At 70.9% G+C, this 26,757-nt stretch carries 22 protein-coding genes; 13 read left to right on the top strand and 9 right to left on the bottom strand.

The genetic code is table 11. The annotated features are described in order from the left end of the window. Positions 1 to 216: 216 nt before the first annotated feature. The 9 genes from OHB41_RS36640 (at position 217) to pssA (ending at position 11,538) form a co-directional block, all read left to right on the top strand. On the top strand, positions 217 to 2,022 hold the full coding sequence (locus OHB41_RS36640; RefSeq protein ID WP_266703307.1) for a 3-hydroxyacyl-CoA dehydrogenase family protein: 1,806 nt from the start codon (positions 217 to 219) through the stop codon (positions 2,020 to 2,022). 136 nt (positions 2,023 to 2,158) lie between these two features. Beyond that, complete coding sequence (locus OHB41_RS36635) at positions 2,159 to 2,971, top strand: TetR family transcriptional regulator (RefSeq protein WP_266703305.1); 813 nt, start codon at positions 2,159 to 2,161, stop codon at positions 2,969 to 2,971. A 796-nt stretch (positions 2,972 to 3,767) separates the two neighbouring features. Beyond that, the gene (gene ccrA, locus OHB41_RS36630; RefSeq protein ID WP_266703303.1) at positions 3,768 to 5,105 is read left to right on the top strand and encodes a crotonyl-CoA carboxylase/reductase; all 1,338 of its coding nucleotides are present in this window, start codon (positions 3,768 to 3,770) and stop codon (positions 5,103 to 5,105) included. 9 nt (positions 5,106 to 5,114) lie between these two features. Then, a complete protein-coding gene (locus OHB41_RS36625) occupies positions 5,115 to 7,148 on the top strand; it encodes an ethylmalonyl-CoA mutase (RefSeq protein WP_266703301.1) in 2,034 nt (677 codons plus the stop codon). Beyond that, positions 7,145 to 8,119, top strand: coding sequence for an HpcH/HpaI aldolase/citrate lyase family protein (locus OHB41_RS36620; protein ID WP_266703299.1), 975 nt, complete (start codon positions 7,145 to 7,147; stop codon positions 8,117 to 8,119). Before OHB41_RS36625 ends, OHB41_RS36620 begins: the two co-directional genes overlap by 4 nt. Before the next feature lie 5 nt (positions 8,120 to 8,124). After that, positions 8,125 to 8,652 carry a MaoC family dehydratase gene (locus OHB41_RS36615; protein ID WP_266703297.1) on the top strand — a complete coding sequence of 176 codons (528 nt, stop codon included), beginning with the start codon at positions 8,125 to 8,127 and terminating at the stop codon, positions 8,650 to 8,652. Positions 8,653 to 8,654: 2 nt separating this feature from the next. Further along, positions 8,655 to 9,860 (top strand): acyl-CoA dehydrogenase family protein, encoded by a 1,206-nt coding sequence (locus tag OHB41_RS36610; protein WP_266703295.1) that lies wholly within the window; start codon positions 8,655 to 8,657, stop codon positions 9,858 to 9,860. 180 nt (positions 9,861 to 10,040) lie between these two features. Beyond that, on the top strand, positions 10,041 to 10,697 hold the full coding sequence (locus OHB41_RS36605) for a phosphatidylserine decarboxylase (protein ID WP_153292814.1): 657 nt from the start codon (positions 10,041 to 10,043) through the stop codon (positions 10,695 to 10,697). A gap of 22 nt (positions 10,698 to 10,719) precedes the next feature. Continuing rightward, positions 10,720 to 11,538, top strand: a complete 819-nt coding sequence (gene pssA, locus OHB41_RS36600; protein WP_168534203.1) for a CDP-diacylglycerol--serine O-phosphatidyltransferase — start codon at positions 10,720 to 10,722, stop codon at positions 11,536 to 11,538. A gap of 67 nt (positions 11,539 to 11,605) precedes the next feature. On the opposite strand, the gene OHB41_RS36595 is transcribed toward pssA, so the two are convergent. The 5 genes from OHB41_RS36595 to OHB41_RS36575 all read right to left on the bottom strand — a co-directional run bounded on the left by OHB41_RS36595 (position 11,606) and on the right by OHB41_RS36575 (position 16,553). Beyond that, entirely contained in the window at positions 11,606 to 12,892 is a 1,287-nt protein-coding gene (locus OHB41_RS36595; protein WP_266703293.1) for an ABC transporter substrate-binding protein, read from the bottom strand. After that, positions 12,889 to 13,947, bottom strand: a complete 1,059-nt coding sequence (locus tag OHB41_RS36590; RefSeq protein WP_266706408.1) for a branched-chain amino acid ABC transporter permease — start codon at positions 13,945 to 13,947, stop codon at positions 12,889 to 12,891. The genes OHB41_RS36595 and OHB41_RS36590 overlap by 4 nt, the downstream gene beginning before the upstream one ends. Before the next feature lie 55 nt (positions 13,948 to 14,002). Continuing rightward, positions 14,003 to 14,893 (bottom strand): branched-chain amino acid ABC transporter permease, encoded by an 891-nt coding sequence (locus OHB41_RS36585; protein WP_266703291.1) that lies wholly within the window; start codon positions 14,891 to 14,893, stop codon positions 14,003 to 14,005. Beyond that, entirely contained in the window at positions 14,890 to 15,660 is a 771-nt protein-coding gene (locus OHB41_RS36580; RefSeq protein ID WP_266706406.1) for an ABC transporter ATP-binding protein, read from the bottom strand. Before OHB41_RS36580 ends, OHB41_RS36585 begins: the two co-directional genes overlap by 4 nt. Before the next feature lie 86 nt (positions 15,661 to 15,746). After that, positions 15,747 to 16,553: an ABC transporter ATP-binding protein gene (locus tag OHB41_RS36575; RefSeq protein ID WP_266703289.1), complete on the bottom strand. Its 807-nt coding sequence runs from the start codon at positions 16,551 to 16,553 to the stop codon at positions 15,747 to 15,749. Between the two features lie 240 nt (positions 16,554 to 16,793). Between OHB41_RS36575 and OHB41_RS36570 the strand changes: the two genes are divergently transcribed. Further along, entirely contained in the window at positions 16,794 to 18,005 is a 1,212-nt protein-coding gene (locus tag OHB41_RS36570) for a PucR family transcriptional regulator (protein WP_266703287.1), read from the top strand. 183 nt (positions 18,006 to 18,188) lie between these two features. On the opposite strand, the gene OHB41_RS36565 is transcribed toward OHB41_RS36570, so the two are convergent. Next, positions 18,189 to 19,307 carry a glycerate kinase gene (locus OHB41_RS36565; RefSeq protein ID WP_266706404.1) on the bottom strand — a complete coding sequence of 373 codons (1,119 nt, stop codon included), beginning with the start codon at positions 19,305 to 19,307 and terminating at the stop codon, positions 18,189 to 18,191. Between the two features lie 200 nt (positions 19,308 to 19,507). Here OHB41_RS36565 and OHB41_RS36560 point away from each other — a divergent pair, with 200 nt between their 5' ends. After that, the gene (locus OHB41_RS36560) at positions 19,508 to 20,593 is read left to right on the top strand and encodes an ADP-ribosylglycohydrolase family protein (RefSeq protein WP_266703285.1); all 1,086 of its coding nucleotides are present in this window, start codon (positions 19,508 to 19,510) and stop codon (positions 20,591 to 20,593) included. 113 nt (positions 20,594 to 20,706) lie between these two features. Continuing rightward, the gene (locus OHB41_RS36555; protein ID WP_266703283.1) at positions 20,707 to 21,198 is read left to right on the top strand and encodes an NUDIX domain-containing protein; all 492 of its coding nucleotides are present in this window, start codon (positions 20,707 to 20,709) and stop codon (positions 21,196 to 21,198) included. 207 nt (positions 21,199 to 21,405) lie between these two features. On the opposite strand, the gene OHB41_RS36550 is transcribed toward OHB41_RS36555, so the two are convergent. Then, a complete protein-coding gene (locus OHB41_RS36550) occupies positions 21,406 to 23,553 on the bottom strand; it encodes a DUF1996 domain-containing protein (RefSeq protein WP_323138424.1) in 2,148 nt (715 codons plus the stop codon). 211 nt (positions 23,554 to 23,764) lie between these two features. On the opposite strand from OHB41_RS36550, the gene OHB41_RS36545 reads away from it, so the two are divergent. Next, positions 23,765 to 24,502, top strand: coding sequence for an SIR2 family NAD-dependent protein deacylase (locus tag OHB41_RS36545; RefSeq protein WP_266703279.1), 738 nt, complete (start codon positions 23,765 to 23,767; stop codon positions 24,500 to 24,502). Here the strand turns inward: OHB41_RS36545 and OHB41_RS36540 are convergent. Both OHB41_RS36540 and OHB41_RS36535 read right to left on the bottom strand, forming a co-directional pair. Continuing rightward, positions 24,499 to 24,981 carry a methylated-DNA--[protein]-cysteine S-methyltransferase gene (locus OHB41_RS36540; protein WP_266703277.1) on the bottom strand — a complete coding sequence of 161 codons (483 nt, stop codon included), beginning with the start codon at positions 24,979 to 24,981 and terminating at the stop codon, positions 24,499 to 24,501. The genes OHB41_RS36545 and OHB41_RS36540 overlap by 4 nt on opposite strands. A 31-nt stretch (positions 24,982 to 25,012) precedes the next feature. Next, a complete protein-coding gene (locus tag OHB41_RS36535; protein WP_323138423.1) occupies positions 25,013 to 26,593 on the bottom strand; it encodes an AlkA N-terminal domain-containing protein in 1,581 nt (526 codons plus the stop codon). Positions 26,594 to 26,757 lie beyond the last annotated feature (164 nt).

Below are 26,757 nucleotides of genomic sequence, written 5' to 3'. Positions count from 1 at the left end.
TTCGGTGCTTCAGGCACCGCAGTACGACACGGCTCCGGGACAGAGCCGGTCGGCTTCACCGTTCACCGGGTACGCCCTCGCGCGCTTCCCGGCCCGGACGGCACCGGGCGTGTGCGCTCGTCAGCCCGGCAACACCCGCAATGCTCCGCACCCCGTGCGCTCCTTGGCGCACCCGTGTGCCCTCCTCAGTCGTCACCCTCTTCCTGGAGTCCCGCGATGGCCGCTCCCCAGTCCGACATCCCTCTGTCCCCTCTCAAGACCGTCGCCGTCGTCGGCCTCGGCACCATGGGCACCGGCATCGCCGAGGTGCTCGCCCGGGCCGGCCGTGACGTCGTCGGCATCGACATCAGCGAGGCCGCGGCCGTCCAGGCCGTCACCGCGCTCGAAGCCTCCACCGCCCGCGCCGTGCGGCGCGAGCGGCTCACGGGGCAGGAGCGCGACGACATCCTCGCCCGCTTCCGCACCTCCACCGACCTCACGGCCGCGGCCGACGCCGACCTGGTCATCGAGGTGACCCCGGAGTCGTACGACATCAAGCAGCAGGTCTTCCGCGCGCTGGACGGCGTCGTGCGCCCGGACACCATCCTGGCCACCGGCACCAACGCCCTCTCCGTGACGCGTCTGGCCGCCGACTCGGCCCGCCCCGAGCGCGTCCTCGGCCTGCACTTCTTCAATCCGGCGCCCGCGATGAAGCTCGTCGAGGTCGTCTCGTCGGTGCTGACCGCGCCCGCGGCGGTCGCCGCCGTCACCAACCTCGCCCTCGACCTCGGCAAGGAGCCCGTCGCGGTCGGCGACCGTCCCGGCTTCGTCGCCGACGGACTGCTGTTCGGCTACCTGAACCAGGCGGCCGCGATGTACGAGGCGAAGTACGCCTCCCGCGAGGACATCGACGCCGCGATGAAGCTCGGCTGCGGCCTGCCCATGGGCCCGCTCGCCCTGCTCGACCTGATCGGCGTCGACACGGCCCGTACGGTCCTGGAGGCCATGTACGTCGAGTCCCGCGACCGGCTGCACGCCCCCGCGCCCATCCTCAAGCAGCTCAGCGAAGCGGGCCTGACCGGACGGAAGTCGGGGCGCGGCTTCTACTCCTACGAGGCTCCCGGCAGCGGGAGCGTCGTGCGGGACGCGCTGACACCGCTCTCCGGCGGCCCCGGCACCCCTGGCCGTGCGGTGCGCTCGGTCGGCGTCGCGGGCTCCGGAACGATGGCGTCCGGCATCGCCGAGGTCTTCGCGAAGGCCGGGTACGAGGTCGTCCTGGCCGCCCGCAGCGAGGAGAAGGCACAGGCCGCCAAGGCCCGGATAGGCAAGTCACTGGCCCGGTCGGTCGACAAGGGCCGGATGACCGCCGAGGCCGCCGCGAGCACCCTGGACCTGATCACGCCGGCGGGTTCGTACGACTCCTTCGCCGAGGTCGATCTCGCCCTGGAGGCGGTGGCCGAGGACCTGGAGGTCAAGCAGCAGCTCTTCGCGGTGTTCGACAAGGTCTGCAAGCCCGGCGCGATCCTCGCGACCACCACCTCCTCGCTGCCCGTCGTGGCCTGCGCCCGTGCCACCTCGCGCCCGCAGGACGTGATCGGCATGCACTTCTTCAACCCGGCCCCGGCGATGAAGCTCGTCGAGGTGGTCCGGACCGTCCTGACCGCGGACGACGTGCACGGCACGGTCCGCGAGCTGTGCGAAAAGATCCGCAAGCACCCGGTGGACTGCGGCGACCGCGCCGGATTCATCGTGAACGCGCTGCTCTTCCCGTACCTGAACAACGCGATCAAGATGGTCCAGGAGCACTACGCGACGCTCGACGACATCGACGCCGCGATGAAGCTGGGCGGCGGGTACCCGATGGGGCCCTTCGAACTCCTGGACGTGGTGGGCCTGGACGTCTCCCTGGCCATCGAGAAGGTGCTGCACCGGGAGTTCCGCGACCCGGGCCTCGCCCCGGCGTCGCTCCTGGAGCATCTGGTGGCCGCGGGCTGCCTCGGCCGCAAGACGGGGCGCGGCTTCCGCGAATATGCCCGCCGCTGAGCGTCCCGGCGACCGGTCCGAGGACAGCGCCGACTGGGGCGGACTGCTCGACCCGACCGGAAACCCCCCGCCCGTCGAGGGTGGGGGGATCCCCGGACTTGCACGTTCTCCTGCGCAGATGCAGTACGTTCGGGTCATGTCCCAGCCCGCCAAGTCCTCACGTACACCGGCCACGCCCGACGCACCGGAGAGTGCCGCGGGCAGTCGCGCCGCCGCGCAACGGCTCAAGATGCGACGGGAACTGGCGGCCTCGGCCATGGAGCTGTTCGCGACCAAGGGGTACGAGGCGACCACGGTCGACGAGATCGCGGCCCGGGCCGGGGTCGCCCGCCGCACCTTCTTCCGCCACTTCCGTTCGAAGGAAGAGGCGATCTTTCCCGACCACGACGACACCTTGATCCGCGCCGAGGCGGTCCTCGACGCGGCGCCCGCGCACGAGCATCCGCTCGACACGGTGTGCCGCGGCATCAAGGAAGTCATGAAGATGTACGCGGCCCAGCCCGAGATCTCCGTCTCGCGCTACAAGCTGACCCGTGAGGTGCCCACGCTCCGCGAGGCCGAGATCGCCTCGGTGGCCCGGTACGAGCGGCTCTTCACCCGCTACCTCCTCGGGCACTTCGACGAGCACGCGCACGACGACGACGCCAACGACGATCCGCTGCTCGCGGAGGTCGCCGCGTCCGCCGTGGTCACGGCGCACAACCACGTCCTGCGGCGCTGGCTGCGGGCCGGCGGCCAGGGGGACGTGGAGGCCCAGCTCGACCACGCCTTCGCCATCGTCCGCAGGACGTTCGGGACGGGGATCGGTGCCGGGCGGGACGCCGCTCCGCGCACGCCGCCCGCGTCCACCTTCACGGAGGGGGACGTCCTGGTGACCGTGGCCCGGGTCGACGCCCCGCTCGACCAGGTCATGCGGACGATCGAGCAGGCGCTGCGCGACCGCCCGTAGGACCTGCGGCAGAGGTCCCGACAGGGGCCCGGCGGGCTTCCGCCATCGACGCGTGACCCGTGACCCGTGACTCCGTCACCCGATTGACGGAGGGCTGGACCGGGAGCCGGGACGCCGTTGGCGGCGGCCGGCACAGGCGATCAGGGCCCGGACCGGACCCGCGCCCCATGCCCCTCTCGTCCGCCGGACGTGGCCTCATACCCCGCCCCACCGGACGTGGCCGCGTGCCCCGCACCGCCGCCCTCCTCCCGGGACGCTCCCCCGGACGCCCCCGGCCCGTTCGTGGCACTCCCAGGCCCTCCATGGCACTCCCAGCCCCTCCAGGGCACTCCCCGTGCCCGTCTGGTCGCGCTCCGGCTTCGCCGGACCACCCTCCGGCCACCTCCCCGCCACTTCCCGGGGCTCGCCGCCCCGCGCGCGGCCTCCCGCCGCACCCCCTCCGAGCAGGGCTTTTTGATCGATCATCGGCCCTTCTGATCGATCATCGCTCACGTGTTACGTAAAGATTTCACCTGAGCGCAACTCATGGCACTCCGTGCCTTGCCAGGTGACACGCCGTGCCATACGTTGATGTTGTCCGGGCGGCCGGCGTGCAGAGATCCCTCGTACGCCGGCTGTCCCCGCCCACCACTGGTGAGCGCGCCCGGACGCCTGCGTCACAGGCACCCTCCCGCGCCGACAAAGCGCTGCCACAGCACCACCTCCGCCGAACCGACGGCACACCCCTCACCTCAGCAGCAGCACCGACGTAACCCTCAGCGTCTTCCCTCGGACGCGCATCGCCGGAGGCAACACCGTGAAGGAAATCCTGGACGCGATCCAGTCGCCGGACTCCACGTCCGCCGACTTCGCCGCTCTTCCCCTCCCCGAGTCGTACCGTGCCATCACCGTGCACAAGGACGAGACGGAGATGTTCGCCGGGCTCAGCACCCGCGACAAGGACCCCCGCAAGTCGATCCACCTGGACGACGTGCCGGTGCCGGAGCTCGGCCCGGGTGAGGCCCTGGTGGCCGTCATGGCCTCCTCGGTCAACTACAACTCCGTGTGGACCTCGATCTTCGAGCCGATGTCGACCTTCGGCTTCCTGGAGCGCTACGGCAAGCTCTCCGACCTCACGCGGCGCCACGACCTGCCGTACCACATCATCGGCTCCGACCTCGCGGGCGTGGTCCTGCGCACCGGCCCCGGCGTCAACGCCTGGAAGCCCGGCGACGAGGTCGTCGCGCACTGTCTCTCCGTCGAGCTGGAGTCCTCCGACGGGCACAACGACACGATGCTCGACCCCGAGCAGCGCATCTGGGGCTTCGAGACCAACTTCGGCGGGCTCGCCGAGATCGCCCTCGTCAAGTCGAACCAGCTGATGCCCAAGCCCGACCACCTGAGCTGGGAGGAGGCCGCGGCTCCCGGTCTCGTCAACTCCACCGCGTACCGCCAGCTGGTGTCGAAGAACGGCGCCGGCATGAAGCAGGGCGACAACGTCCTCATCTGGGGCGCGAGCGGCGGCCTCGGCTCGTACGCCACCCAGTTCGCGCTCGCCGGCGGCGCCAACCCCATCTGTGTCGTCAGCAGCGAGCAGAAGGCGGACATCTGCCGGGCGATGGGCGCCGACGCGATCATCGACCGCAACGCCGAGGACTACAAGTTCTGGAAGGACGAGCACACCCAGGACCCGAAGGAGTGGAAGCGCTTCGGCAAGCGCATCCGCGAGCTGACCGGCGGCGAGGACGTGGACATCGTCTTCGAGCACCCGGGCCGCGAGACCTTCGGCGCCTCCGTGTACGTCACCCGCAAGGGCGGCACCATCGTCACCTGCGCCTCGACCTCCGGCTACCACCACGAGTACGACAACCGCTACCTGTGGATGTCGCTGAAGCGGATCGTCGGCTCGCACTTCGCGAACTACCGCGAGGCCTGGGAGGCCAACCGGCTGGTCGCCAAGGGCAAGATCCACCCGACGCTCTCCAAGGTGTACTCCCTGGAGGAGACCGGACAGGCCGCGTACGACGTGCACCGCAACCTCCATCAGGGCAAGGTCGGTGTGCTCACCCTGGCTCCCCGTGAGGGCCTGGGTGTGCGCGACGAGGAGAAGCGCGCGCAGCACATCGACGCCATCAACCGCTTCCGGAACGTCTGAGGTCCACAGATGACAGAGCGTCAGCGTCAGAAGGACCGGCCGTGGCTCATGCGCACGTACGCCGGTCACTCCACGGCCGAGGCGTCCAACGAGTTGTACCGGCGCAATCTCGCCAAGGGCCAGACCGGTCTGTCGGTCGCGTTCGACCTGCCGACGCAGACCGGCTACGACCCCGACCACGTCCTCGCCCGCGGCGAGGTCGGCCGGGTCGGGGTTCCGGTCTCGCACCTCGGTGACATGCGCCGGCTGTTCCAGGACATCCCCCTGGACCAGATGAACACCTCGATGACCATCAACGCCACCGCCATGTGGCTGCTGGCGCTCTATCAGGTCGTCGCCGAGGAGCAGGGTGTGGACATCACCACGCTCCAGGGGACGACACAGAACGACATCGTGAAGGAGTACCTCTCGCGGGGGACGCACGTCTTCCCGCCGGGGCCCTCGCTCCGTCTGACGACGGACATGATCGCCTACACGGTCTCCCACATCCCCAAGTGGAACCCGATCAACATCTGCTCGTACCACCTCCAGGAGGCCGGTGCCACGCCGGTCCAGGAGATCGCGTACGCGATGTCGACGGCCATCGCGGTGCTGGACGCCGTCCGTGACTCGGGGCAGGTGCCCGCGGAGAAGTTCGGGGACGTCGTCGCCCGGATCTCCTTCTTCGTGAACGCGGGCGTCCGGTTCATCGAGGAGATGTGCAAGATGCGCGCGTTCGGGCGTATCTGGGACGAGGTCACGCGCGAGCGGTACGGCATCCAGGACGCGAAGCAGCGGCGCTTCCGCTACGGCGTCCAGGTCAACTCCCTCGGTCTGACCGAGGCCCAGCCGGAGAACAACGTCCAGCGGATCGTGCTGGAGATGCTGGCCGTGACGCTCTCGAAGGACGCCCGCGCCCGTGCCGTGCAGCTTCCCGCCTGGAACGAGGCGCTGGGTCTGCCCCGGCCCTGGGACCAGCAGTGGTCGCTGCGCATCCAGCAGGTGCTGGCCCACGAGAGCGACCTGCTGGAGTACGAGGACATCTTCGAGGGCTCGCACGTCATCGAGGCCAAGGTGGCCTCGCTGGTGGAGGAGTCGCTCGCCGAGATGGACCGGATCGACGAGATGGGCGGGGCGATGGCCGCCGTCGAGTCCGGCTATCTCAAGTCGCAGCTCGTCTCCTCGCACGCCGAGCGCAGGGCCCGGATCGAGGGCGGCACCGAGAAGATCGTCGGCGTCAACATCTACGAGTCGACGGAGCCCAACCCGCTCACCGCCGATCTGGACGCGGCGATCCACACCGTCGACCCGGCGGTCGAGGCCCGTGTCGTCGCCGCGCTCCAGCAGTGGCGCGACACCCGCTACCAGCCGCCGTTCAACCACCCGCGTCCGTGCAAGGCGCTGGAGCGGCTCAAGGAGGCGGCCAAGGGCACCGACAACCTCATGGAGGCCACCCTGGAGTGCGCCCGCGCCGGGGTCACGACCGGCGAGTGGTCGGAGGCCCTGCGCGAGGTCTTCGGCGAGTTCCGCGCCCCGACCGGCGTCTCCTCGGCGCCCGTCGCGGTCACCGCCGAGGAGGGCACCGCGATGGCACAGGTGCGCCACCGGGTCGAGGAGACCGCCCGCGACCTCGGTGTGGGCAAGCTCCGGTTCCTGGTCGGCAAGCCGGGTCTGGACGGGCACTCCAACGGCGCCGAGCAGATCGCCGTGCGGGCCCGCGACGCCGGGTTCGAAGTGGTCTACCAGGGCATCCGGCTGACGCCCGAGCAGATCGTGGACGCCTCGATCGCCGAGGACGTGCACGCCGTCGGCCTGTCCATCCTGTCCGGCTCGCACGCCCAACTGGTGCCGGACGTGCTCGAACGGCTGCGCGAGGCAGGCGCGGCCGACATCCCGGTGATCGCCGGCGGGATCATCCCGAACGCCGACGCCGAACAGCTGCGCGCCGCCGGAGTGGCCGCGGTCTTCACCCCGAAGGACTTCGACATCACGGGAATCATCGGCCGTATCGTCGACGAGATCCGGAAAGCGAACAAGCTCGACCCCCTGGAGGTCCCCGCATGACCAGCCCTGTTCCCCAGGTCGACCGCCTTCGTCCGCGGCGCTCCTGCCTGGCCGTTCCTGGAAGCAACCCCCGCTTCCTGGAGAAGGCCCAGGGGCTCCCGGCGGACCAGGTCTTCCTGGACCTGGAGGACGCCTGCGCCCCGCTGGCCAAGCCCGACGCCCGGCACACCATCGTGAAGTTCCTCAACGAGGGCGACTGGACCGGCAAGACGCGGGTCGTACGGGTGAACGACTGGACGACGCACTGGACGTACCGCGATGTCGTCACGGTCGTCGAGGGCGCGGGCCAGAACCTCGACTGCATCATGCTGCCGAAGGTCCAGGACGCCCAGCAGGTCGTGGCCCTCGACCTGCTGCTGACCCAGATCGAGAAGACGATGGGCTTCGAGGTCGGCAGGATCGGCATCGAGGCGCAGATCGAGAACGCGAAGGGCCTGGTGAACGTCGACGAGATCGCCGCCGCCTCGCCGCGCGTGGAGACCATCATCTTCGGCCCGGCCGACTTCATGGCGTCGATCAACATGAAGTCGCTCGTCGTCGGCGAGCAGCCCCCGGGATACCCGGCGGACGCCTACCACTACATCCTGATGCGCATCCTGATGGCCGCGCGGACGCACGACCTCCAGGCGATCGACGGCCCCTACCTGCAGATCCGCAACCAGGAGGGGTACCGCGAGGTCGCGGGACGCGCCGCCGCCCTCGGTTTCGACGGCAAGTGGGTGCTGCACCCGGACCAGGTGGCCGCGGCCAACGAGATCTTCTCGCCCTCGCAGGAGGACTTCGACCACGCCGAGCTGATTCTCGACGCATACGAGTACTACACGTCCGAGGCGGGCGGCAAGAAGGGCTCCGCGATGCTCGGTGACGAGATGATCGACGAGGCCAGCCGCAAGATGGCACTGGTGATCTCCGGCAAGGGCCGGGCGGCCGGCATGCAGCGCACCAGCAAGTTCGAAGCTCCGGAGGCCTGAGCACCATGCAGTTCGGACGCACGTACGAAGAGTTCGAGGTCGGCGCGGTCTACAAGCACTGGCCCGGCAAGACGGTCACCGAGTACGACGACCACCTCTTCTGCCTTCTGACCATGAACCACCACCCCCTCCACCTGGACACGAACTATGCGGAGAGGACGACGGACTTCGGCCGGAACGTCGTCGTGGGCAACTACGTCTACTCGCTGCTGCTCGGTATGTCGGTCCCCGACGTGTCCGGGAAGGCGATCGCCAATCTGGAGATCGAGTCGCTCAAGCACGTGGCGCCGACCTTCCACGGCGACACCATCTACGGCGAGACGACCGTCCTCGACAAGACGCCCTCCCGGAGCAAGAGCGACCGCGGGATCGTCCATGTCGAGACCAAGGGCTACAAGCAGGACGGCACGCTTGTCTGCGTGTTCCGCCGCAAGGTGATGGTCCCCACCGAGACGTACATCAAGGAGCGCGGCGGCGAGCAGCCCGGCCGCCCGGAGCCGACCGCACCCGCGGAGAAGAAGACGGAGAAGTAGCCATGGCGCGACTCGCCCAGACCGCCGGTCTGACCGACGTCCAGCAGGAGATCCTCTCCACGGTCCGCGACTTCGTGGACAAGGAGATCATCCCGGTCGCCACCGAGCTGGAGCACCGCGACGAGTACCCGCAGCAGATCGTCGACGGCCTGAAGGAACTCGGCCTGTTCGGCCTGATGATCCCCGAGGAGTACGGGGGTCTGGGGGAGTCGCTCCTCACGTACGCGCTCTGCGTCGAGGAGATCGCCCGCGGGTGGATGTCGGTGTCCGGCATCATCAACACGCACTTCATCGTGGCGTACATGATCAAGCAGCACGGCACCCAGGAGCAGAAGGACCACTTCCTGCCCCGGATGGCGCTGGGCGAGGTGCGTGGCGCGTTCTCGATGTCGGAGCCGGCGCTCGGCTCGGACGTGTCGGCGATCTCGTCCAAGGCGGTCCGGGACGGTGACGAGTACGTCCTGAACGGTCAGAAGATGTGGCTGACGAACGGCGGCTCGTCGACTCTGGTGGCCGTGCTCGTGCGCAGCGACGAGGGCCACCCCGAGGGCACGGCGCCGCACAAGTCGATGACGACCTTCCTGGTCGAGAAGGAGCCCGGCTTCGGCGAGGTCCGCCCCGGCCTCACGATCCCCGGGAAGATCGACAAGATGGGCTACAAGGGTGTCGACACCACCGAGCTCATCATGGACGGATTGCGCGTTCCGGCCAATCGGGTGCTCGGCGGCGCCACCGGCCGAGGGTTTTACCAAATGATGGACGGAGTGGAGGTCGGCCGCGTGAACGTGGCGGCCCGTGGCTGCGGTGTCGCTCAGCGTGCCTTCGAGCTCGGTGTCTCGTATGCCCAGCAGCGTCACACTTTCGGCAAGCCGATCGCGCAGCATCAGGCCATCCAGTTCAAGCTGGCCGAGATGGCCACCAAGGTCGAGGCCGCCCATGCGATGATGGTGAACGCGGCACGCAAAAAGGACTCCGGTGAACGAAACGACCTCGAAGCGGGGATGGCGAAGTACCTCGCGTCCGAATACTGCAAGGAAGTCGTCGAGGATGCCTTCCGGATCCACGGCGGCTACGGCTTCTCCAAGGAGTACGAGATCGAGCGCCTCTACCGCGAGGCGCCGATGCTGTTGATCGGTGAAGGTACCGCCGAAATCCAGAAAATGATCATCGGGCGCCGACTGCTCGAAGAGTATCGACTCCAGGGCTAGCCGGGGTTGGATGTCCTGGTTCGGGGTGTTTTCTTCGAGAAGAAGATCACACCCCGTCAACACTCTTCGGCCGCCGACTCGGCTTCCTGGCTTGCCCAGTTGTGGCCCACGACCGGTACGATCCCGGGAAAGCCGCCGTCCCCCGTTCCAGCGCGGCATCATCCGCTACGAAGGTCATCCATGCCCCACAGCCAAACCTCTGCACCTCGCGACAGCCTGGTCGGCGTACGCCTTGCGCGCGGAGCATCGCCGTGGCTTCTCCCGACCGTTGCCACCGCAGCACTCAGCCTGGCCCGCTCGCGCCGCTCCGGCGCCGCCAAGGCCGTGGCCGTACCCGCCACCGCGCTCGCGGCGGGCATGCTGTGGTTCTTCCGCGACCCCGAGCGTGAGATCGCCCAGGGCCGTGTCATCTCGCCCGCCGACGGTGTGGTGCAGAGCATCATGCCGTGGAAGGACGGGCGTACCCGCGTCGCGATCTTCATGAGTCCGCTCAACGTCCATGTGAACCGTGCGCCGCTCTCCGGCACCGTGACCTCGGTCGAGCACATCCCCGGTGGGTTCGTTCCGGCGTTCAACAAGGAGAGCGAGAACAACGAGCGTGTCGTCTGGCACTTCGACACCGAGCTCGGCGACATCGAGATGATCCAGATCGCCGGCGCCGTCGCCCGCCGTATCGTTCCTTATATCCCCCGGGGCACGAAGGTCGAGCAGGGCGACCGGATCGGCCTGATCCGTTTCGGCTCGCGCGTCGACATCTACCTCCCCGAGGGTGTCGAGGTCGATGTGGAAGTCGGTCAGAAGACCGTGGCTGGGGTGACTCGAATTGACCGTGATTGATCCTGAGACACAGGCCGGCTGGGTGCCGGAGGCCGACGAGGTGGACGACGAGGAGGAGATGCCCCTCTCTCTCCGCCTCTCGATAGCGGACACCCTCACCCTCGGCAACGCCACGTGCGGCTTCATGGCGGTGTACTTCACCACCACCGGCATCCTGATCCCGCACCTCACCGGCAGCCAGGAGTCGGGCATGGCGCGGCACAGCGCCGCCACGGCCGTCATCCTGATGCTCTGCGCCGCGGTCTTCGACCTGTTCGACGGCCTGGTGGCGAGAAAACTGCGCTCCTCCCCCATGGGCGCGGAACTCGACAACCTGTCGGACCTGATCAGCTTCGGCCTCGCTCCGGCCTACTTCGTGCTGGTCTACGGCATGGTCGCGGACGACGCGCACCAGAGAGTGGCCGCGGTCGGCGCGATCGTGGTGCTGCTGGCGGTCGTGCTGCGGCTGGCGCGCTTCTCCTGCGTGACGGTCAAGGACGGCACGTTCCAGGGCATGCCATCGCCGTTCGGCGCGCTGACGGTGGTCTCCATCGTGCTGCTCGAGCTTCCCTTCGTCGCCACGCTCATGGCGATCATCGGGACCGCGTGGCTCATGGTCAGCCGGGTCGAGTATCCGAAGCCGCGAGGACGTCTCGCGGTGGCGATGCTCTCCTGGATCGTCCTGAGCATGGGCATGCTGGCGGCCTGGGCCTTCGACGCTCCGGGCGGGCAGCTCCTCCTCCAGACCGGGTGCGCGCTGCAGCTGGTCCTCGGTGCGGTGATTCCCCTCTTCGCCACGGCCCGGAGGGTGAACAACTTCCGCGACAACCGGCGTGAGGCGCGGGCGGCACAGCTGCCGTAAAGCCCCGTACGACGCCGAAGGGCCCCGAACCGGACGGTTCGGGGCCCTTCGGCGTAGGCGGCCGCGGTCAGCCGCCCGGGGTGTAGCTCTCGGCCACGGCCGAGGCGGCGGCCTGCCGGACGACCTTCATCCCGCCCACGGCGTTCTTGTCCGGTTGCAGGATGACGCTCTCCTTCGAGGACGGGGCCTTCGGGTCGGTGAAGTCCTGGGTGACCCCGAAGCCCGGGTCGAAGGCGTTGATCGTCAGCAGCGCCTTGTCCACGCCCTCCCGGGTGAGGTCCTTGCCGGCGCAGGCCTTCTTCAGGGCCTCCCCGAAGGCGAGAGCGGCGGTCCAGCCGGCCACCACCCCGTTGTCCAGGGAGTCCTTCGGGTAGGCGGCCTTGTAGTCCTCGACGAGTTTCCTGGCCTGCGGGGTGTCCGCGCCGATGGGCAGCGAGGGCGAGGCGACGTAGTAGTTCTTCATCAGGGCCGGACCCGCCTGGGTGGCGAGCAGCTGCGGCGCGAAGGCCGAGTTGTTGCCGATGACGGGCACGTCGAACCTGCCCGCCGCCGCGACACCGACGAGCGAGGCGGCCTGGCGCGGGCCCGCGCTGACCACGATCGCCTTGACGCCGGCCTGCTTCAGGGCGGCGACCTGGGCGGTCATGTCGTTGTCGGTCGGTTTGATCTTCTGTTCGACGACGGTGAGCCCGGACTGCTTCGCCATGTACTTCGAACCGGCCAGGGCGTTCTCGCCGTAGTCGCCCTCGAAGTACACATGGCCGACCTTGTCGCCCTTCTTCAGGCCCTTCTCCTTCATCAGGAAGTCGAGGGCGTTGATCGTCTCGATGTCGTACGTGGAGCCGATGACGCGGATGTACGGGCTGCCGAGCAGGTTGGCCGACCAGGCCTGGGGCAGCACCAGGCCCTTGTCCCGGCCGTCCACGCGCTGCTTGACGGCGGCCACGAACGGCGAACCGATGAACTGCGTGAAGCCGAGCACCTTCGGCTCCAGCTCGGTGTAGCCGGCGACCGCCTTCTGCGGGTCGTAGCCGTGGTCGCGGACGGTGAGCGCCAGCTGGTGGCCGCACACACCGCCGTCGGCGTTCGTCTGCTTCACATACAGCTGCTGGGCCTGCGTGACGCTCTTGCCGAGGGTCGCGTAGACCCCCGTCATGTCGGTGAGCACCCCGAGCTCGATGGTCTTCCCGGAGACACCCACGCCGGTCTTGACGCCACCCGCCGCCTCCTTGTCGCCCTCCTTGCCGTCCTTGGCCTTGGAACTGCACCCGGCCAGCACGAGCAGCACCGCGAGCGCGCCCGCGACCGCCTTCGCCGCGGGTGCCCCCGGCCTCCGTACCATGCGCATGGTCATCTTTCCTCCCCTGGGTTGGGCCTGCCGCGACGCCGGGCGGCCACGCTGACCAGACCGCCGGGCAGGAAGAGCACCGCCGCCACGACGGCGGCGCCGTACAGGTACCGGGCCGCCTCGCCCGGTGCGATGCCGCCGGTGCCCGGGTCCGAGACCAGGGGCAGGGCGTCGCTGTAGTGGGTCAGCAGCTGGGGCAGCAGGGAGACGAAGGCCGCCCCGACCACCGCCCCGGCGACCGAGCCGAGGCCGCCGATGACGATCATGGCCAGGTAGTCGAGCGAGAGCGTGATCCCGAAGTAGTCGGGCACCGTGCGCTGGAAGATCAGCGCGAGCAGGACCCCGGCCAGGCCGGCGTACATCGACGACAGGACGAAGACCCCGGCCCGGAACCGGGCGACCGGGACCCCGATCACCCCGGCCGCGATCCGGTGGTCGCGGATCGCGTTCAGGGCCCGGCCCGGACGGCCGCGCAGCACCCCGCGGGCGAACAGCGCACCTCCGAGGAGCAGGAGGAGTCCCACGTACCAGAGCTTCTCGGCGGAGCCGAAGGGAACGTCGGCGACGACGGTCTCGCGGTCGTCGAAGGTGAGGCCGAACAGGCTCAGCGGCGGGACGTCACGGCCGTTGAAGCCTCCCGTGAGGTCGCGCGCGTTGAACAGCACGTGCTGGCCGATGAAGATCAGGGCGAGGGTGGCGATGCCGAGGTAGGCGCCGCGCAGCCGTCCCGCGATGGGGCTGAAGAGGCCTCCCGCGACGCCGGAGACGCCGACGGCGAGCACGGCGGCGAGCCAGGTCGGCAGTCCCAGACCGGTCAGCCCGTCGCTCCCGTCGGCGGCGAACACGCAGTAGCCGTACGCGCCGACCGCGAGGAAGAAGGCGTGGCCCATGGAGAGCTGTCCGGTCGCGCCGGTCAGCAGGTTGAGGCCGATCGCGCCGATCGCCGCGGCCATCGCGAACAGGCCCGCCTGGAGCCAGAAGCGCTCGAGGTAGAAGGGCAGGCCGAGCAGCAGGACGGCGCATACGGCCCGGACGTACACGCGGCCGTGCGGCAGCCGCAGGGCGCGGCGCCGCGTGGGCCGCGGCTCACCGGCCGTCTCTTCGCGGGCGAGAACCTCAGACACGGGCGAGCTCCTTCGTACCGAACAGCCCGGCGGGCCGGATGAGCAGGATCGCGACCATCACCAGGTAGGGCGCGAGGTCGCCGAGACCGCGCCCGAGGAAGCTGAGATCGCTCTGGTAGCCGGTGGCCAGGGACTCGGTGACGCCGACGAGCAGGCCGCCCACCAGCGCGCCCGTCGTCGAGTCGAGGCCGCCGAGGATCGCCGCGGGGAACGCCTTGAGCGCGGCGAGGGAGGTGGCGCGCTCCAGGCCGGGCGTCGGGAAGACGGTGAGGAACAGCGCCGCGACGGCGGCCAGTCCCCCGGCGACCGCCCAGGCCCCGAGCGACACCCGGCCCAGTCGGACGCCCATCAGGGCCGCGGTCTCGGGGCTCTCGGCGGCCGCGCGCATCGCCACGCCCCAGGACGTGTAGCGGAAGGCCAGCAGGAAGACCGTGATGAGCAGGGCCGCGGCGGCGAACGCGGCGATCCGGGTGTGCGCGAGGGAGACCGGCCCGACGGTGAGCACGGCGTCCCCCCACGGATCGCCGGGGCTCAGTACGTTCGTGCCGATACGGCGGGTCAGCTCGGTGGTGAGCAGGATGTCGACGCCGATGGTGACGATGGCGAGGACACTGTGGTCGGAGCCCCGGTAGCGGCGCATCACCAGGAACTCCACGGCGGCACCGACCAGAGCGGCGCCTGCGATGCCGACGAGCAGAGCGGGCCAGAAACCGATGTCGTCGTGCAGGGACGCGGTGATGTAGCCGCCCGCGAGGAGCAGCGAGGCATGGGCGAAGTTGACGACCTCGGTGGCCCGGAAGATCACGACGAAGCCGAGGGCGATCAGGGCGTAGACGGAGCCCAGCGAGACTCCGTTGAGGAGGAGCTCGGCGAACGTGCTCATCGGTCGGTCTCCTCTGCGTCGGGGCGTTCGCCCAGATAGGCGCGGACGACCGCGGGATCGTTCTGTACGTCGGCGGGGGCGCCGTCGGCGATGCGGCGTCCGAAGTCGAGTACGGTCACCGCGTCCGCGAGCCGCATCACCACCCCCATGTCGTGTTCCACCAGCACGATCGAGATGCCGAGGCTGTCGCGGACGCCCGCGATCACCTCGGCGGTACGGCGCCGCTCGTCGGCGGTCATGCCCGCGACGGGTTCGTCCAGCAGCAGGAGCCGGGGCTCCATGCACAGGGCACGGGCGAGTTCGGCGAGCTTCTGCTGCCCGTACGGGAGCGAGCCGGCCGGCCGGTCGAGCTGCCGCTCCAGACCGACGAACGCGGCGATCTCACGGACGCGTTCACGGTGCCGGCGTTCCTCGCGGGCGGCGGCGGGCAACCGTAGTCCCGCGGCGAGGAATCCGGTACGGGTCAGCCGGTGCCGGCCGAGCAGCAGGCTGTCCTCGACCGTGACGCGGGGCGGCAGGGCGAGGTTCTGGAAGATCCGGGCGACGCCGAGGGCCGCGATGCGGTGCGGTGGCAGGCCGGTCAGTTCGTGCTCGCCGAAGCGGACGCTTCCCGACGTCGGCCGGTAGACACCGGACAGGACGTTGAAACAGGTGGACTTTCCGGCGCCGTTGGGTCCGATGAGGGCGTGCACGGTGCCGGGGCGCACGGTGAGACCCACCGCGTCCAGCGCGGTCAGTCCGGCGAAGCGGACCGTCAACTCCCTTATGTGGAGCGGTGGTACGGCGGAGTCTTCGCCAAGTCCGTTCGTTTCGGGGGCCGTCGGCACGGTTTCGGGTCTGTCCACGACGTTGCTCACCCCTTCCAGCGCGGCAGGGCCGGCAGCGCGCCGCGCGCTCGTGACGCGTCGGCCGCGGCGTCCTCGTCCACCACGCCCAGATAGCGGCGGCGCACCTCGTCGGAGGCGGCCAGCTCGGCGGCGGGGCCCGAGAGGGTCACCTCGCCGACCTCCAGGACATGGGCGTGGGTGGCGAGTCGGAGGGCGAGGGCGGCGTTCTGCTCGACGAGGAGGACGGAGGTGCCCTGCTCGTTGATCTCCCGTACGGTGTCGGCGATCCGGGCCGCCATCAGCGGGGCGAGTCCTAGCGAGGGCTCGTCGAGGAGGAGCACCTTCGGGGCGCCCATGAGGGCCCGTCCGACCGCGAGCATCTGCTGCTCGCCGCCCGACAGCAGCCCGGCGCGCTGCTGGGCGCGCTCGGCCAGCACGGGGAACAGGTCGTGCACGCGGCGCAGCGCCCGGGCCCGGTCCGCCCGGCCACCGGTGGCGCCGAGCGCTCCGGCCCGCAGGTTGTCGGCGACCGTCATCCGGGCGAACACCCGCCTGCCCTCAGGTACTTGGGACACTCCCGCGGCGACCACCCGGTCCGGCGGCAGCCGGTCGAGAGGGCGGCCGCCCAGGCTGACGGATCCCTCGGTCACCGCTCCTCCGTGGAAGGAGAGGGTCCGGCACACGGCACGCAGCAGCGTCGACTTGCCCGCGCCGTTGCTGCCCAGGACCGTGACCACGGCACCTTCCGGTACGTCCAGCGACACCTGGCGCAGCGCGCGCACGGGTCCGTATCCGACCGACAGGTTCCGTACGAGCAGGGCGGAACCGCCCATGGCACCTCCCTTGTCCTTGCTCGGTCCGTTGTCCTTGCTCGGTCCGTTGTCCTTGCTCGGTTGGCTCGGTAGTTCTCGCTCGGTGTGGCGCTCACCTCAGCACCGGCGGGGAGCGTCCGTCCACGGGGGGCGGGCGAATCGCGGCGGGTGCCCAGAGGTCGTGGCCGCCCGTTGTGCGCGCGCACAACGCTGCGTGTCAGGGGCCTGTGCGGGGCGGTGCCGGGATGGCATCCTCCGCCCATGGGAGGGCGCAGACCGCGGACCGGTCATGACTGGAAGCTGCTTGCGGAGTCCTGCAAGGCTCTGCTGGAACGACTGCCCGAGCTCGTCGACCAGCACCTGCGACAGCTCGCCGAGTACTCGCCCGTCTACGCGCAGGTGCTGCCGCAGGACCAGCAGTGGCGGGAGGCGGAGACGGCCATGCGCATCGGCATCGAGACGATCTCCGCGCCACGGGCCTCGCCGCGCCGCGATCTGGAGCACGCCGAGCAGGCGGGGCGCCGGCGGGCCCTGCAGGGGCTGCCGCTGGAACTGCTCGTGCACGCCTACCGCGCCGCGGGCTATCTCGTGTGGGACGCGCTCCTGGAGGGACCGGTGGGCCGGGAACCGGAGCGGCTGGCGGTCCTGATGCGTTCGGCGACGATGGTGTGGTCGGCCGTGGACGCCCAGACGGTCGCCGCGTCGGAGGCGTACCGGGCCACCGAGCGGGAGCTGCGGCGGCGCACGGACGAACAACTCCAGGCACTGCTCGACGCCCTGCTTGAGGGGCAGGAGGCACCCGGACTCGCGGCGCGGGCCGCGGCGGGGCTCGACCTGCCCGAACAGGCCCCGTACGCCGTGGTGGTCCTGCGCCCGGAGCGCCGGGACTTACGGGAGGCGGTCCCCCGGCCCGTACAGAGCGGGGGGCTGCGCTTCATCTGGCGGATGCGGGCGGACTGCGAGGTCGGCGTGGTGGCACTGGGTGCCGACGGGGATCTGGACCGGGTGGTGCGACTGCTCCACGGCCGGTGCTCGGGGCCGGGCGGTATCAGTCCGGTGGTGGCGGGCCTCGGTGAACTGGGGCGCGCGCGGAGGCTGGCCGAGCTGGCGCTGCGCACCTGCACGGCGGACTCGACGGAGGTCGTACGCCTCGACCAGCGGATACCGACCGCGCTCGTGGTGACCCAGCCCGAGCTGGCCGGGCGGCTGGTGGCGGACGTGTTCGGGGCGCTGCTGGAACTGGAGCCGGCCGACCGGGCGGTGCTGCTGGAGACCCTCGACGTGTGGCTGCTGTGCGAGGGCTCCGCCGGGCGGGCCGCGGGGCGGCTGTACTGCCACCGCAACACGGTCTTCAACCGGCTGCGACGGCTGGAACAACTGACGTCGCGGTCCCTGGCCCGGCCCCGGGACCTGATCGAGATGACGCTTGCCCTGGACGCGTACCGGTTGTCGGGGGGCGGTACGACGGGGTGAGGGGGCGGGCGGGACCGTGGCGGGCGGTACGGTGCGGGGGCCCCGCGCTGCCTCCACGGCGGGGCCCCGCACGCGGCCTCGAAGGACCGTCGGCTCGGCCGAGTCGAGGAAGCCCCGCCGGTCGGGCGAGGACGTCGCCCCGGCCGGCCGAGAGGGTCCCGTCGCTCGAGCAGGTCCCGTCGCTCAGACGAGGAAGTCGCGTCCGAGGTTCTCCGCGACGCGCTCCAGGATCGGACCCGCGTCCGCGATGCACTTCGCGACGTCGGGCTCGACGTCGGTGAGCGGATACGCCCGTCGGATACCGGCCCGCCCGAGCGCCTCCGGGGGCAGCGCGAGCCGCCCGCAGACCGCGACGACCTCCTTGCCCGCCGCACGCGCGGCGGCCGCGACGCCCGCCGGGGCCTTGCCGTGCAGGGTCTGCTCGTCGAGCGAGCCCTCACCGGTGATGACGAGGTCCGCCCGGTCGAGGGCCGGCGCGAAGCCGAGGACGTCGAGCATGACCTCGATGCCGGGACGGAAACGCGCACCGACGACGAGCGCCCCGTACCCGATGCCGCCCGCCGCTCCGGCGCCGGGCGCGGCCGCGCACTCGGCGGCCCGCGAACCGATCGCCTTCTCCAGCACGGTGGTGAAGTGGGCGAGCGCGGCGTCCAGGACCACCACGTCGTCGGGGCTCGCGCCCTTCTGGGGGCCGTACACGGCCGGGGCGCCCTTGGGACCCGTCAGCGGGTTGTCCACATCGCTGGCGAGGACGAGGTCGGCCGAGGAGAGCCGGTCGTCCAGACCTGACAGGTCCGCGGTCACCACGTCGCCGAGCGCAGCGCCACCGGGCGCCACCCGCTCGCCGTCCGCGTCGAGGAAGCGTGCCCCCAGCGCGGCCAGCATGCCCGCGCCCCCGTCCGTCGTGGCGCTGCCGCCGACACCGAACACGATCGTGCGCGCTCCGGCGTCCAGTGCGGCGCGCAGCAGTTCCCCGGAGCCGTACGTCGACGCGGTGAGCGGTGCGAAGGTCCCGGCGGGCAGCCGCTGCAGCCCGCTGGCCTCCGCCATCTCGACGACCGCGGTGTCGCCGCGCAGCGCGAAGGCGGCCGTGACCTCGTCCCCCAGGGGCCCGGCGACCCGTACCTCGCGGCGCTCGAAACCGGCCGCGACCGCCGCGTCGACGGTGCCGTCGCCGCCGTCGGCCACCGGCAGCGACTCGACCTCGGCGGCCGGCGCCACCCGGCGCAGCCCGGCCGTCACCCGCTCCGCGACCTCGACGGCGGTCAGCGAGCCCTTGAACTTGTCCGCGGCGATCAGCACCCGCGGATCACGCCGGTCGCCCGTGCGTGTCGTCTTCTCGGCAGAGTCCGCCACCTTGCGTTTCCCCTTGCTTTCCGGCCTCGCACACGTCGAGGCAGTCGCGCCGCTGCGACCTTAACCGGAGGACGACCCCGCCGTCATGCTCCGACCGGCCCCCGGAACACCGCACGGTGTCGGCCGGAATCGGGTAGACCGGAACCATGACCCCTGTGGGCACTGAGCTCGCGGACCGCGTCCTCGGGGGCTGGCTGGGCCGGATCGCGGGCAACATGCTCGGCAAACCGGTCGAGCAGGGCGACCACTGGACGCGGGACCGCATCGACCGCTATCTGCGACGGGCCGCCGCCCTGCCGCTCACCGACTACCTTCCCGGTCCCGCCGACAGCGACGACGGCGGGGGCGACGAGTTCGCGCTGCGGCCCGAGTGGCGGCAGTGCGTGCGCGGCCGTATCCACGGCAGTTGCCGGGACGACGACGTCGACTACGCGATCCTCGGTCTCGACCTGCTGGAGACACACGGCTTCGGCTTCAGCACCGAGCAGGTCGGCGACCTGTGGCTGCTGCGGCTGCCCTACCTGCAGACCTTCACCGCGGAACGAGCGGCGTACCGCAACCTCGCGGCCGGCATCAAGCCGCCCCTCACCGCCACCTACGACAACCCGTACCAGGAGTGGATCGGCGCCCTGATCCGCGCCGACATCTACGGCTGGACCTGTCCCGGGGTGCCGCGCCGGGCGGCCTCCCTGGCCCGCAGGGACGCCGTGCTGTCCCACACCGGCAACGGCGTGTACGGCGCCATGTGGGCGGCGGCGCTGGTCTCCGCCGCCTTCACCGCGCCCACCGTGCGGCAGGCGCTGGACACGGCGCTGACCGTGATCCCCGCGAGCAGCCGCCTCGCCCGCACCGTGCGCCGGGTGCTCACCCTCCACGAGACCCGGATGACCTGGGAGGACACGCTGAGCACGGTGTCGGAGGAGACCGCCGGGCTCGGCTGGATCCATACGATCCCGAACGCCGCCGTCCTCACGGCCGGACTCCTGTACGGCGACGGCGACTTCACCCGCACCATCACGCTGACCGTCCGCGGCGGCCTGGACACCGACTCGAACGGGGCGACGGCGGGTTCGGTCGCCGGGGTCCTGTGCGGGGCCGAGGCCGTTCCCGCGCAGTGGAAGGACCCCTTGGAGGACACGGTGCGCAGCGCGGTCTTCGGCTTCGACGGTGTACGGATCAGTGAACTGGCCGCGCGCACGGTCACGCTCGCGGAGGCCGGAACCGGGTCCTGAGCCGGGTCCTTAGCCGGGTCCTGAGCCGGGTCCTGAGCCGAGGGAGGCTGTCGGGGGTCCGAAGCGGCCGGGGCGTCCGACGGGCGAACGCGTGCGCTCGTTACGCTTCGTGGATGACCACTCCGGACTTCGCCACGTACATCGCGGGTCTGCCCCGCGTCCTCGCCGGTGCCGCCGTGCTCTTCCGCGACGCCGACGGACGGATCCTGCTCGTCGAGCCCAACTACCGTGAGGGCTGGGCCCTTCCGGGCGGCACCGTCGAGTCGGACGACGGGGAGACCCCGCGCCAGGGTGCCCGCCGCGAGACCGCGGAGGAGATCGGACTCGACATCGAACCGGGCCGGCTGCTCACGGTCGACTGGGTGAACGGGACCGGGCGGCCCCCGCTGGTCGCCTATCTGTACGACGGCGGGGTCCTCGACGAGGGGCAGCTCAAGGCGATCCGGCTGCAGGAGGAGGAGTTGCTGTCGTGGCGCCTGGTGTCGCGCGAGGAGCTGGCCGACCACCTGTCGGGCGCGTTCGGCCGCCGGGTACTGGTCGCGCTCGACGTCCTGGCCGAGGGCTCGGGGACGGCGGAACTCGAGAACGGGCACCGGGTGGGCTAGGGCCTGCCGTCGGGATCACCGTCGGGAGCAGGTGACGCCGGGGCGCGGCGCCTTGGCGGCCGGGTGGCGCCGGCCCTGGTGCCAGGCGTTGCGGCCGGGGTCCGCCGAGGGCCGGATGGCTGGGCGCACGCCCAGGACGGCGACGACGCCCGTACCCGCGGGGTTGCGGGTACGGGCGTCGTCCCGTGCGTCACGCGGGGTGCGATGTCACACAGTGCTGCGCCTGATCCGGCGCAGGAGCACCAGGCCCGCGATCACGAGCACCCCGCCGCCCGCGGCCGGCCACAGGGTCGTGCCGGTCTCGGCCAGGTCGCCGCTCGCGACCGTCTGCGGTTCGGTCTGCGCCTGGGCCTGCGACGACACCTGCGCGGACGGGGCGTCCCCAATCGTGGCCGGCGTCTGCCCGGCGTCGACCGCGCCGCCCTGGTCGTCGTCCTTGCCCGCGCCGGGCGCGTCGTTCCCCGCGGCCGGAGTCGTCGTGTCCGCCTTGGGTACGACGCCGCCCTGGTCGCCGCCCGAGCCGCCGTCCTGCGGTTCGGCACCGCGCGTGGTGGCCGGGGGCTTGGGCCGCTGCGTCGCCGCGGGGGTACCGGGGTCGGACCCGGCGTCTCCACCGGAGGTGGGATCGGCGCTCGGGGTCGGGGCGTCCTTCGTCGGCTCACCGGAGCCGCCGCCGGCGTTGCCGCCATTGCCACCGTTGCCGCCGGCACCACCGTTGGCGTCGCCGTTGTCGCCACCGGCACCACCGTTGCCGCCGGCATTGCCACCGTTGCCGTTGTCGCCGCCGGCACCGCCCGCACCACCGTTGCCGTTGTCGCCGCCACCGTCACCGGCACCGTCGACGCACTGCTTGCCGGTGTTGATGCAGTCCACCATCTCCCGCATCAGGTTCGCGTCGAAGACGTTGATGAAGTCGTCGTGGTCGGTGATGGGCTTGTGCAGCTGCTCGGGGAACCCGTCCACGGCGTACGGGTTCTTCACCTGGCCGTTCTCGATGGTCGGCTGCGGAACGTCGTAGACCAGCCGCATCGTCAGCTGCGGGATCGCCTTGAAACCGCCCGCGCAGTTGCCGTTCGCGTCGGCGAAGGCCACGTGCGTGCGGTGGTTGGCGCTGTCGATGTTCTGCCCGTCCCAGCAGCTCTGGAAGGCGAACTTCCGAATCACGCTGCTGCCCTGGGGGCAGATCGGGTACTTGTCCGTCAACTGCACCTTGTCCTCGAACCCGGTGCAGCTCCAGTGCGCGTTGGCGTTCGCGGGGCCGTTGACGAAGGCCTTCGCGTCACCGGTGATGATGCGCAGGAAGGTCGGCATCTCGACGACCTTGCTCTGCGGAGAGCCCACGAACTCGATCTGCGCCTGCTTGGCCTGCAGGACCTTGCCGATGTTGCCTTCCAGACCACCGCCGTTGCGGTCGGCGTCGAACTCCTGCGTGCCGTCCTGCACACGGAGCACCGGCCAGTAGTACGTGGACTTGTCACCCTGGTTCTTGCAGGTGGTGTCGCCGGCCGCGAGGTCGTCGTTGCTGGCGAACGCGTCGTTCGACTGGTTGCCGACGTAGTCGTGCAGGTGGTGGGCGCCATTGGCGACACCGGGGGCGACGATCACGTTGTCGGTGTTGAACTTCTTGTTTTCGTTCACCCCGCACGTGCTCGTGAACGTACCCGTCGAGGCGCCGCCGCCGTTGCCCGGCTTCTGCTGCACGTTCGGCTGGACCGTCGTGATGTCCACGAAGTCCGCGGCGACGGGCCCGCTGACGGGCGAAGCGCCGCCGCCCTGCTGGCCGTTGCCCTGCTGGCCGTTGTTGTTCTGCTGCTGGCCGCCGCCGTTGTCGCCCTGCTGCTGTCCGTCGCCGTTCTGGTCACCGGTGTTGTTCTGGACCGGGGTGGCGGGAACCGCGGTGCAGGTGGCGGCACCGTCGAGCATGTTCGGGGCCTCGGCGCCCGCGTTCTTGAAACCGATCTTGATGCGGTCGATGACCGCGCCCCGCTTCTCCTTCAGCGGGCCGAGGACCGCGTTCTGCACGAAGCTCGGGTCCTGCTTCTGGGCCTGCTCCGCCGAGGCGAGGCGTGCGTACGCCTCGGAGATCTGCTGGTCGAGGAGGGCGAGTTGCTTGTCGACCTCCGCCTTCGCAGCCTCCGGCACCTCCGTGAGCTTGCTGCCCACGTCCGGGCAGTCGATCGTGGCGGCTCCCGCCGCCTTGGTCTCGTTCGGCTGCCCGGATCCACCGCCCCAGCTCTCGGTGGCTGACGCGTAGACGTTCACCGCTACCAGCCCACCTCCGCCCAATATCAGCGCGGCTGCGGCAAATGTCGCACGCCGTGCCCCTGTGGGGCGTCTGCGCGTGTTCCGTCTCACGTGTGTACTCCTACGCCTCGTAACAGGCCCGGCATGGAAATCCCCCCTGCCATACGTAGAGGGGCCCGGGTGCGTTCAAGTGCCTCGGGAATTCACAGCGGCCTCATACGCGTCGGCCGATGGATCACGGCCTCGCGGCCCCGCGACCCCTCGCTCCGGCGCACCCTATATGCACTCGCAGCGGACGGGCGGCCGACCTACTCTCGGCATCATGACCAAGCCTCTCGTCGCCCTCCTCAGCGGTGCGGGTATCTCCACCGACTCCGGCATCCCCGACTACCGCGGACCCCACGGACTTTGGCGGAAGGACCCCGAGGCCGAGAAGCTCGTGACGTACGAGTACTACATGGGTGATCCCGAGATCAGGCGCGGGGCATGGCAGCTGCGGCGGAGGAACCAGGCACTCCAAGCCGAGCCGAACGCCGCGCACTTGGCCGTGGCCGAGCTGGAGCGGTCCGGGGTGCCCGTGCGGGTGATCACACAGAACGTGGACGGGCTGCACCAGCTCGCCGGGATGCCCGCACGCAAGGTGCTGGAGCTGCACGGGACCGCACGCGGTGTCGTGTGCACCGGGTGCCATGCCCGCGGGTCCATGGAGGACGCTCTCGCACGGGTCGATGCCGGCGAGGACGACCCGGCGTGCCTGGAGTGCGGTGGGATCCTCAAGCCGGCGACCGTCATGTTCGGCGAGCGGCTCGACCCCGTGGTGCTGGGCGAGGCCGTCGCGATCACCAAGGCCAGCCAGGTGTTCATCGCCGTCGGCAGCAGCCTCCAGGTGCAGCCCGCCGCCGGACTCGCCGGGGTCGCCGCCGACCACGGCGCCCGGCTGATCATCGTCAACGCCGAACCGACCCCGTACGACGACCGCGCCGATCAGGTCGTACGGGAGCCGATCGGCACCGCGCTGCCGGCGCTGCTGGGCGCGCTCGCCGGGGAGCGGCCGGGTTAGAACAGGGCGGAGCCCCGCTCGAAGTCCAGCAGGCGCCGCTTGCGGTCCAGGCCGCCGCCGTAGCCCGTGAGGCTTCCGTCGGCGCCGACCACTCGGTGGCAGGGCACGATGATGCCGACCGGGTTCCTGCCGTTGGCGAGGCCCACCGCGCGGGAGGCCTTGGGGTTGCCGAGGGCGTCGGCGAGTTCCCCGTACGAGCGGATCTCGCCGTAGGGGATCCGGGCCAGTTGGTCCCACACACTGCGCTGGAAGGGCGTGCCGGCGAGGCGCATCGGCAGGTCGAACTCCTTCAGGTCGCCCGCGAAATAGGCGGCGAGCTGGTGCTTCGGCTCGGCCAGGAGGGTGTCGTCGCGCTCGCCGAAGTCCTCCTGGGGCGGGCGGTGGCGCTGGCCGACCATGTAGAGGCCGCACAGGAGGCCGTCGTCGGCGACGAGGGTGAGGGGGCCGTAGGGGCTGTCGGTGACCGTGTGTCGTTTCACTGCGTGTCCTTGGTGCGGGCCCGTGACGGGCTCATACGGGAAGGAAGTTGATCGGGTGGCTGTCCGTCGCCCACAGGTACTGGACCGCGTACGCCCGCCACGGGCGCCATGCTGCCGCGCGGGCGGTGAGGGCGGCGGGTGTGGAGGGCAGGCCCAACTCCTGGGCGGCTCGCCGGACTCCGAGATCGGTGGGGAGGAACGCGTCGGGGTCGCCGAGGGCGCGCATCGCGATGACGTCGACCGTCCAGGGACCGAAGCCGGGGAGGGCGAGGAGCCGGGCCCGTGCCTCCACCCAGTCGCTCTCCACCCCCAAGTGGATTGTTCCGTCGGCCAGTTGGCCCACGAGTGTGGTGAACGTGGTGCGGCGGGTGCGCGGCATGGCGAGGGACTCGGGGTCGAGCGCGGCCAATGCGTCGGGGGAAGGGAAGAGATGGGTGAGGCCGCCCTCGGAGTCCTCGACCGGCTCACCGTGCGCGGTGACCAGACGGGCGGCGTGGGTACGGGCGGCGGCCGTGGAGACCTGCTGGCCGAGCACGGCCCGCACCGCGAACTCCGCCTCGTCCACCGTGCGCGGCACCCGGCGCCCCGGCGCCTTGTCGACGAGCGGGGCGAGCAGCGGGTCGGTGCGCAACTGGTCGTCGACGGCGACCGGGTCGGCGTCCAGGTCGAGCATGCGGCGGCACCGGCTGATGGCGACGGTCAGGTCGCGCAGGTCGCTGAGGGTGAGGCGGCAGCCGATGTGGTCGGCGTGCGGGGTGAGCGCGACGATGCCGTGGCCGTAGGGCAGTCGCAGAGTGCGCCGGTAGGCGCCGTCACGCCACTCCTCGACACCGGGCACGGCCGTCGCCGCGAGGTGGCCGAACAGGTTGTCGGGGTTGAGGGGGGCGCGGAAAGGCAGGCGCAGGCACAGTACGGCCGGTGCGGTCGCGCCCGCCCCGGTCCCCCCGCCCGTCGTCGCTCCGGCGCCCGTCTTCGCTCCGGCCTCCCCGACCGTCGTCGCTCCCCGGCTCGCCCTCGTGACGGCAGCCGCCCGTTTCCTCGGGAGACGTTCGCGCAGTTCGCTCGGTGAGAGGGCGAAGACCTCGCGCACGGTGTCGTTGAAGGTACGGATCGAGGAGAACCCGGCCGCGAAGGCGATCTCCGCCATCGGGAGCGGGGTGGTCTCGATGAGCAGCCGCGCGGTCTGGGCGCGCTGCGCCCTGGCGAGCGCGAGCGGCCCGGCGCCCAGCTCGGCCAGCAGTTGCCGCTCTACTTGGCGGGTGCTGTAGCCGAGCCGGCCGGCCAGGCCGGGGACGCCCTCGCGGTCCACGACGCCGTCGCCGATCAGCCGCATCGCGCGGGCCACCAGGTCGGCGCGCTGGTTCCACTCGGGCGAGCCGGGGCTGGTGTCCGGGCGGCAGCGCTTGCAGGCCCGGAAACCGGCCTGCTGGCAGGCCGCCGCGCTCGGGTGGAACGTCATGTTCTCCGGCTTCGGCGGCACGACCGGGCAGCTGGGCCGGCAGTAGATCCGGGTGGTCAGGACCGCTGTGAAGAACCAGCCGTCGAAACGCGCGTCCTTCGACTGGACGGCGCGTACGCAGCGCTCGATGTCGGTGTGCATCCCGTTCCGCATGTCTCCAGGATCGGGCACGGGCGAGGGTGGGGCTGGCGAGAATCCGACATCAGCCTCGCGGGGCCTCGGACGGACCTTCCCCCCCCGGCCGCCCCGTCCACCGGCCACCGTACGCGCTCCCGCTCTGCGCGACGCACCCCCGCCCCGGGCCCCGACGCTGCACC

The organism is Streptomyces sp. NBC_01571 (genome assembly GCF_026339875.1).
Lineage (GTDB): Bacteria > Actinomycetota > Actinomycetes > Streptomycetales > Streptomycetaceae > Streptomyces.
Note: the sequence above shows the minus strand (reverse complement) of the source record. Positions and strands in the feature narration are given on the sequence as shown.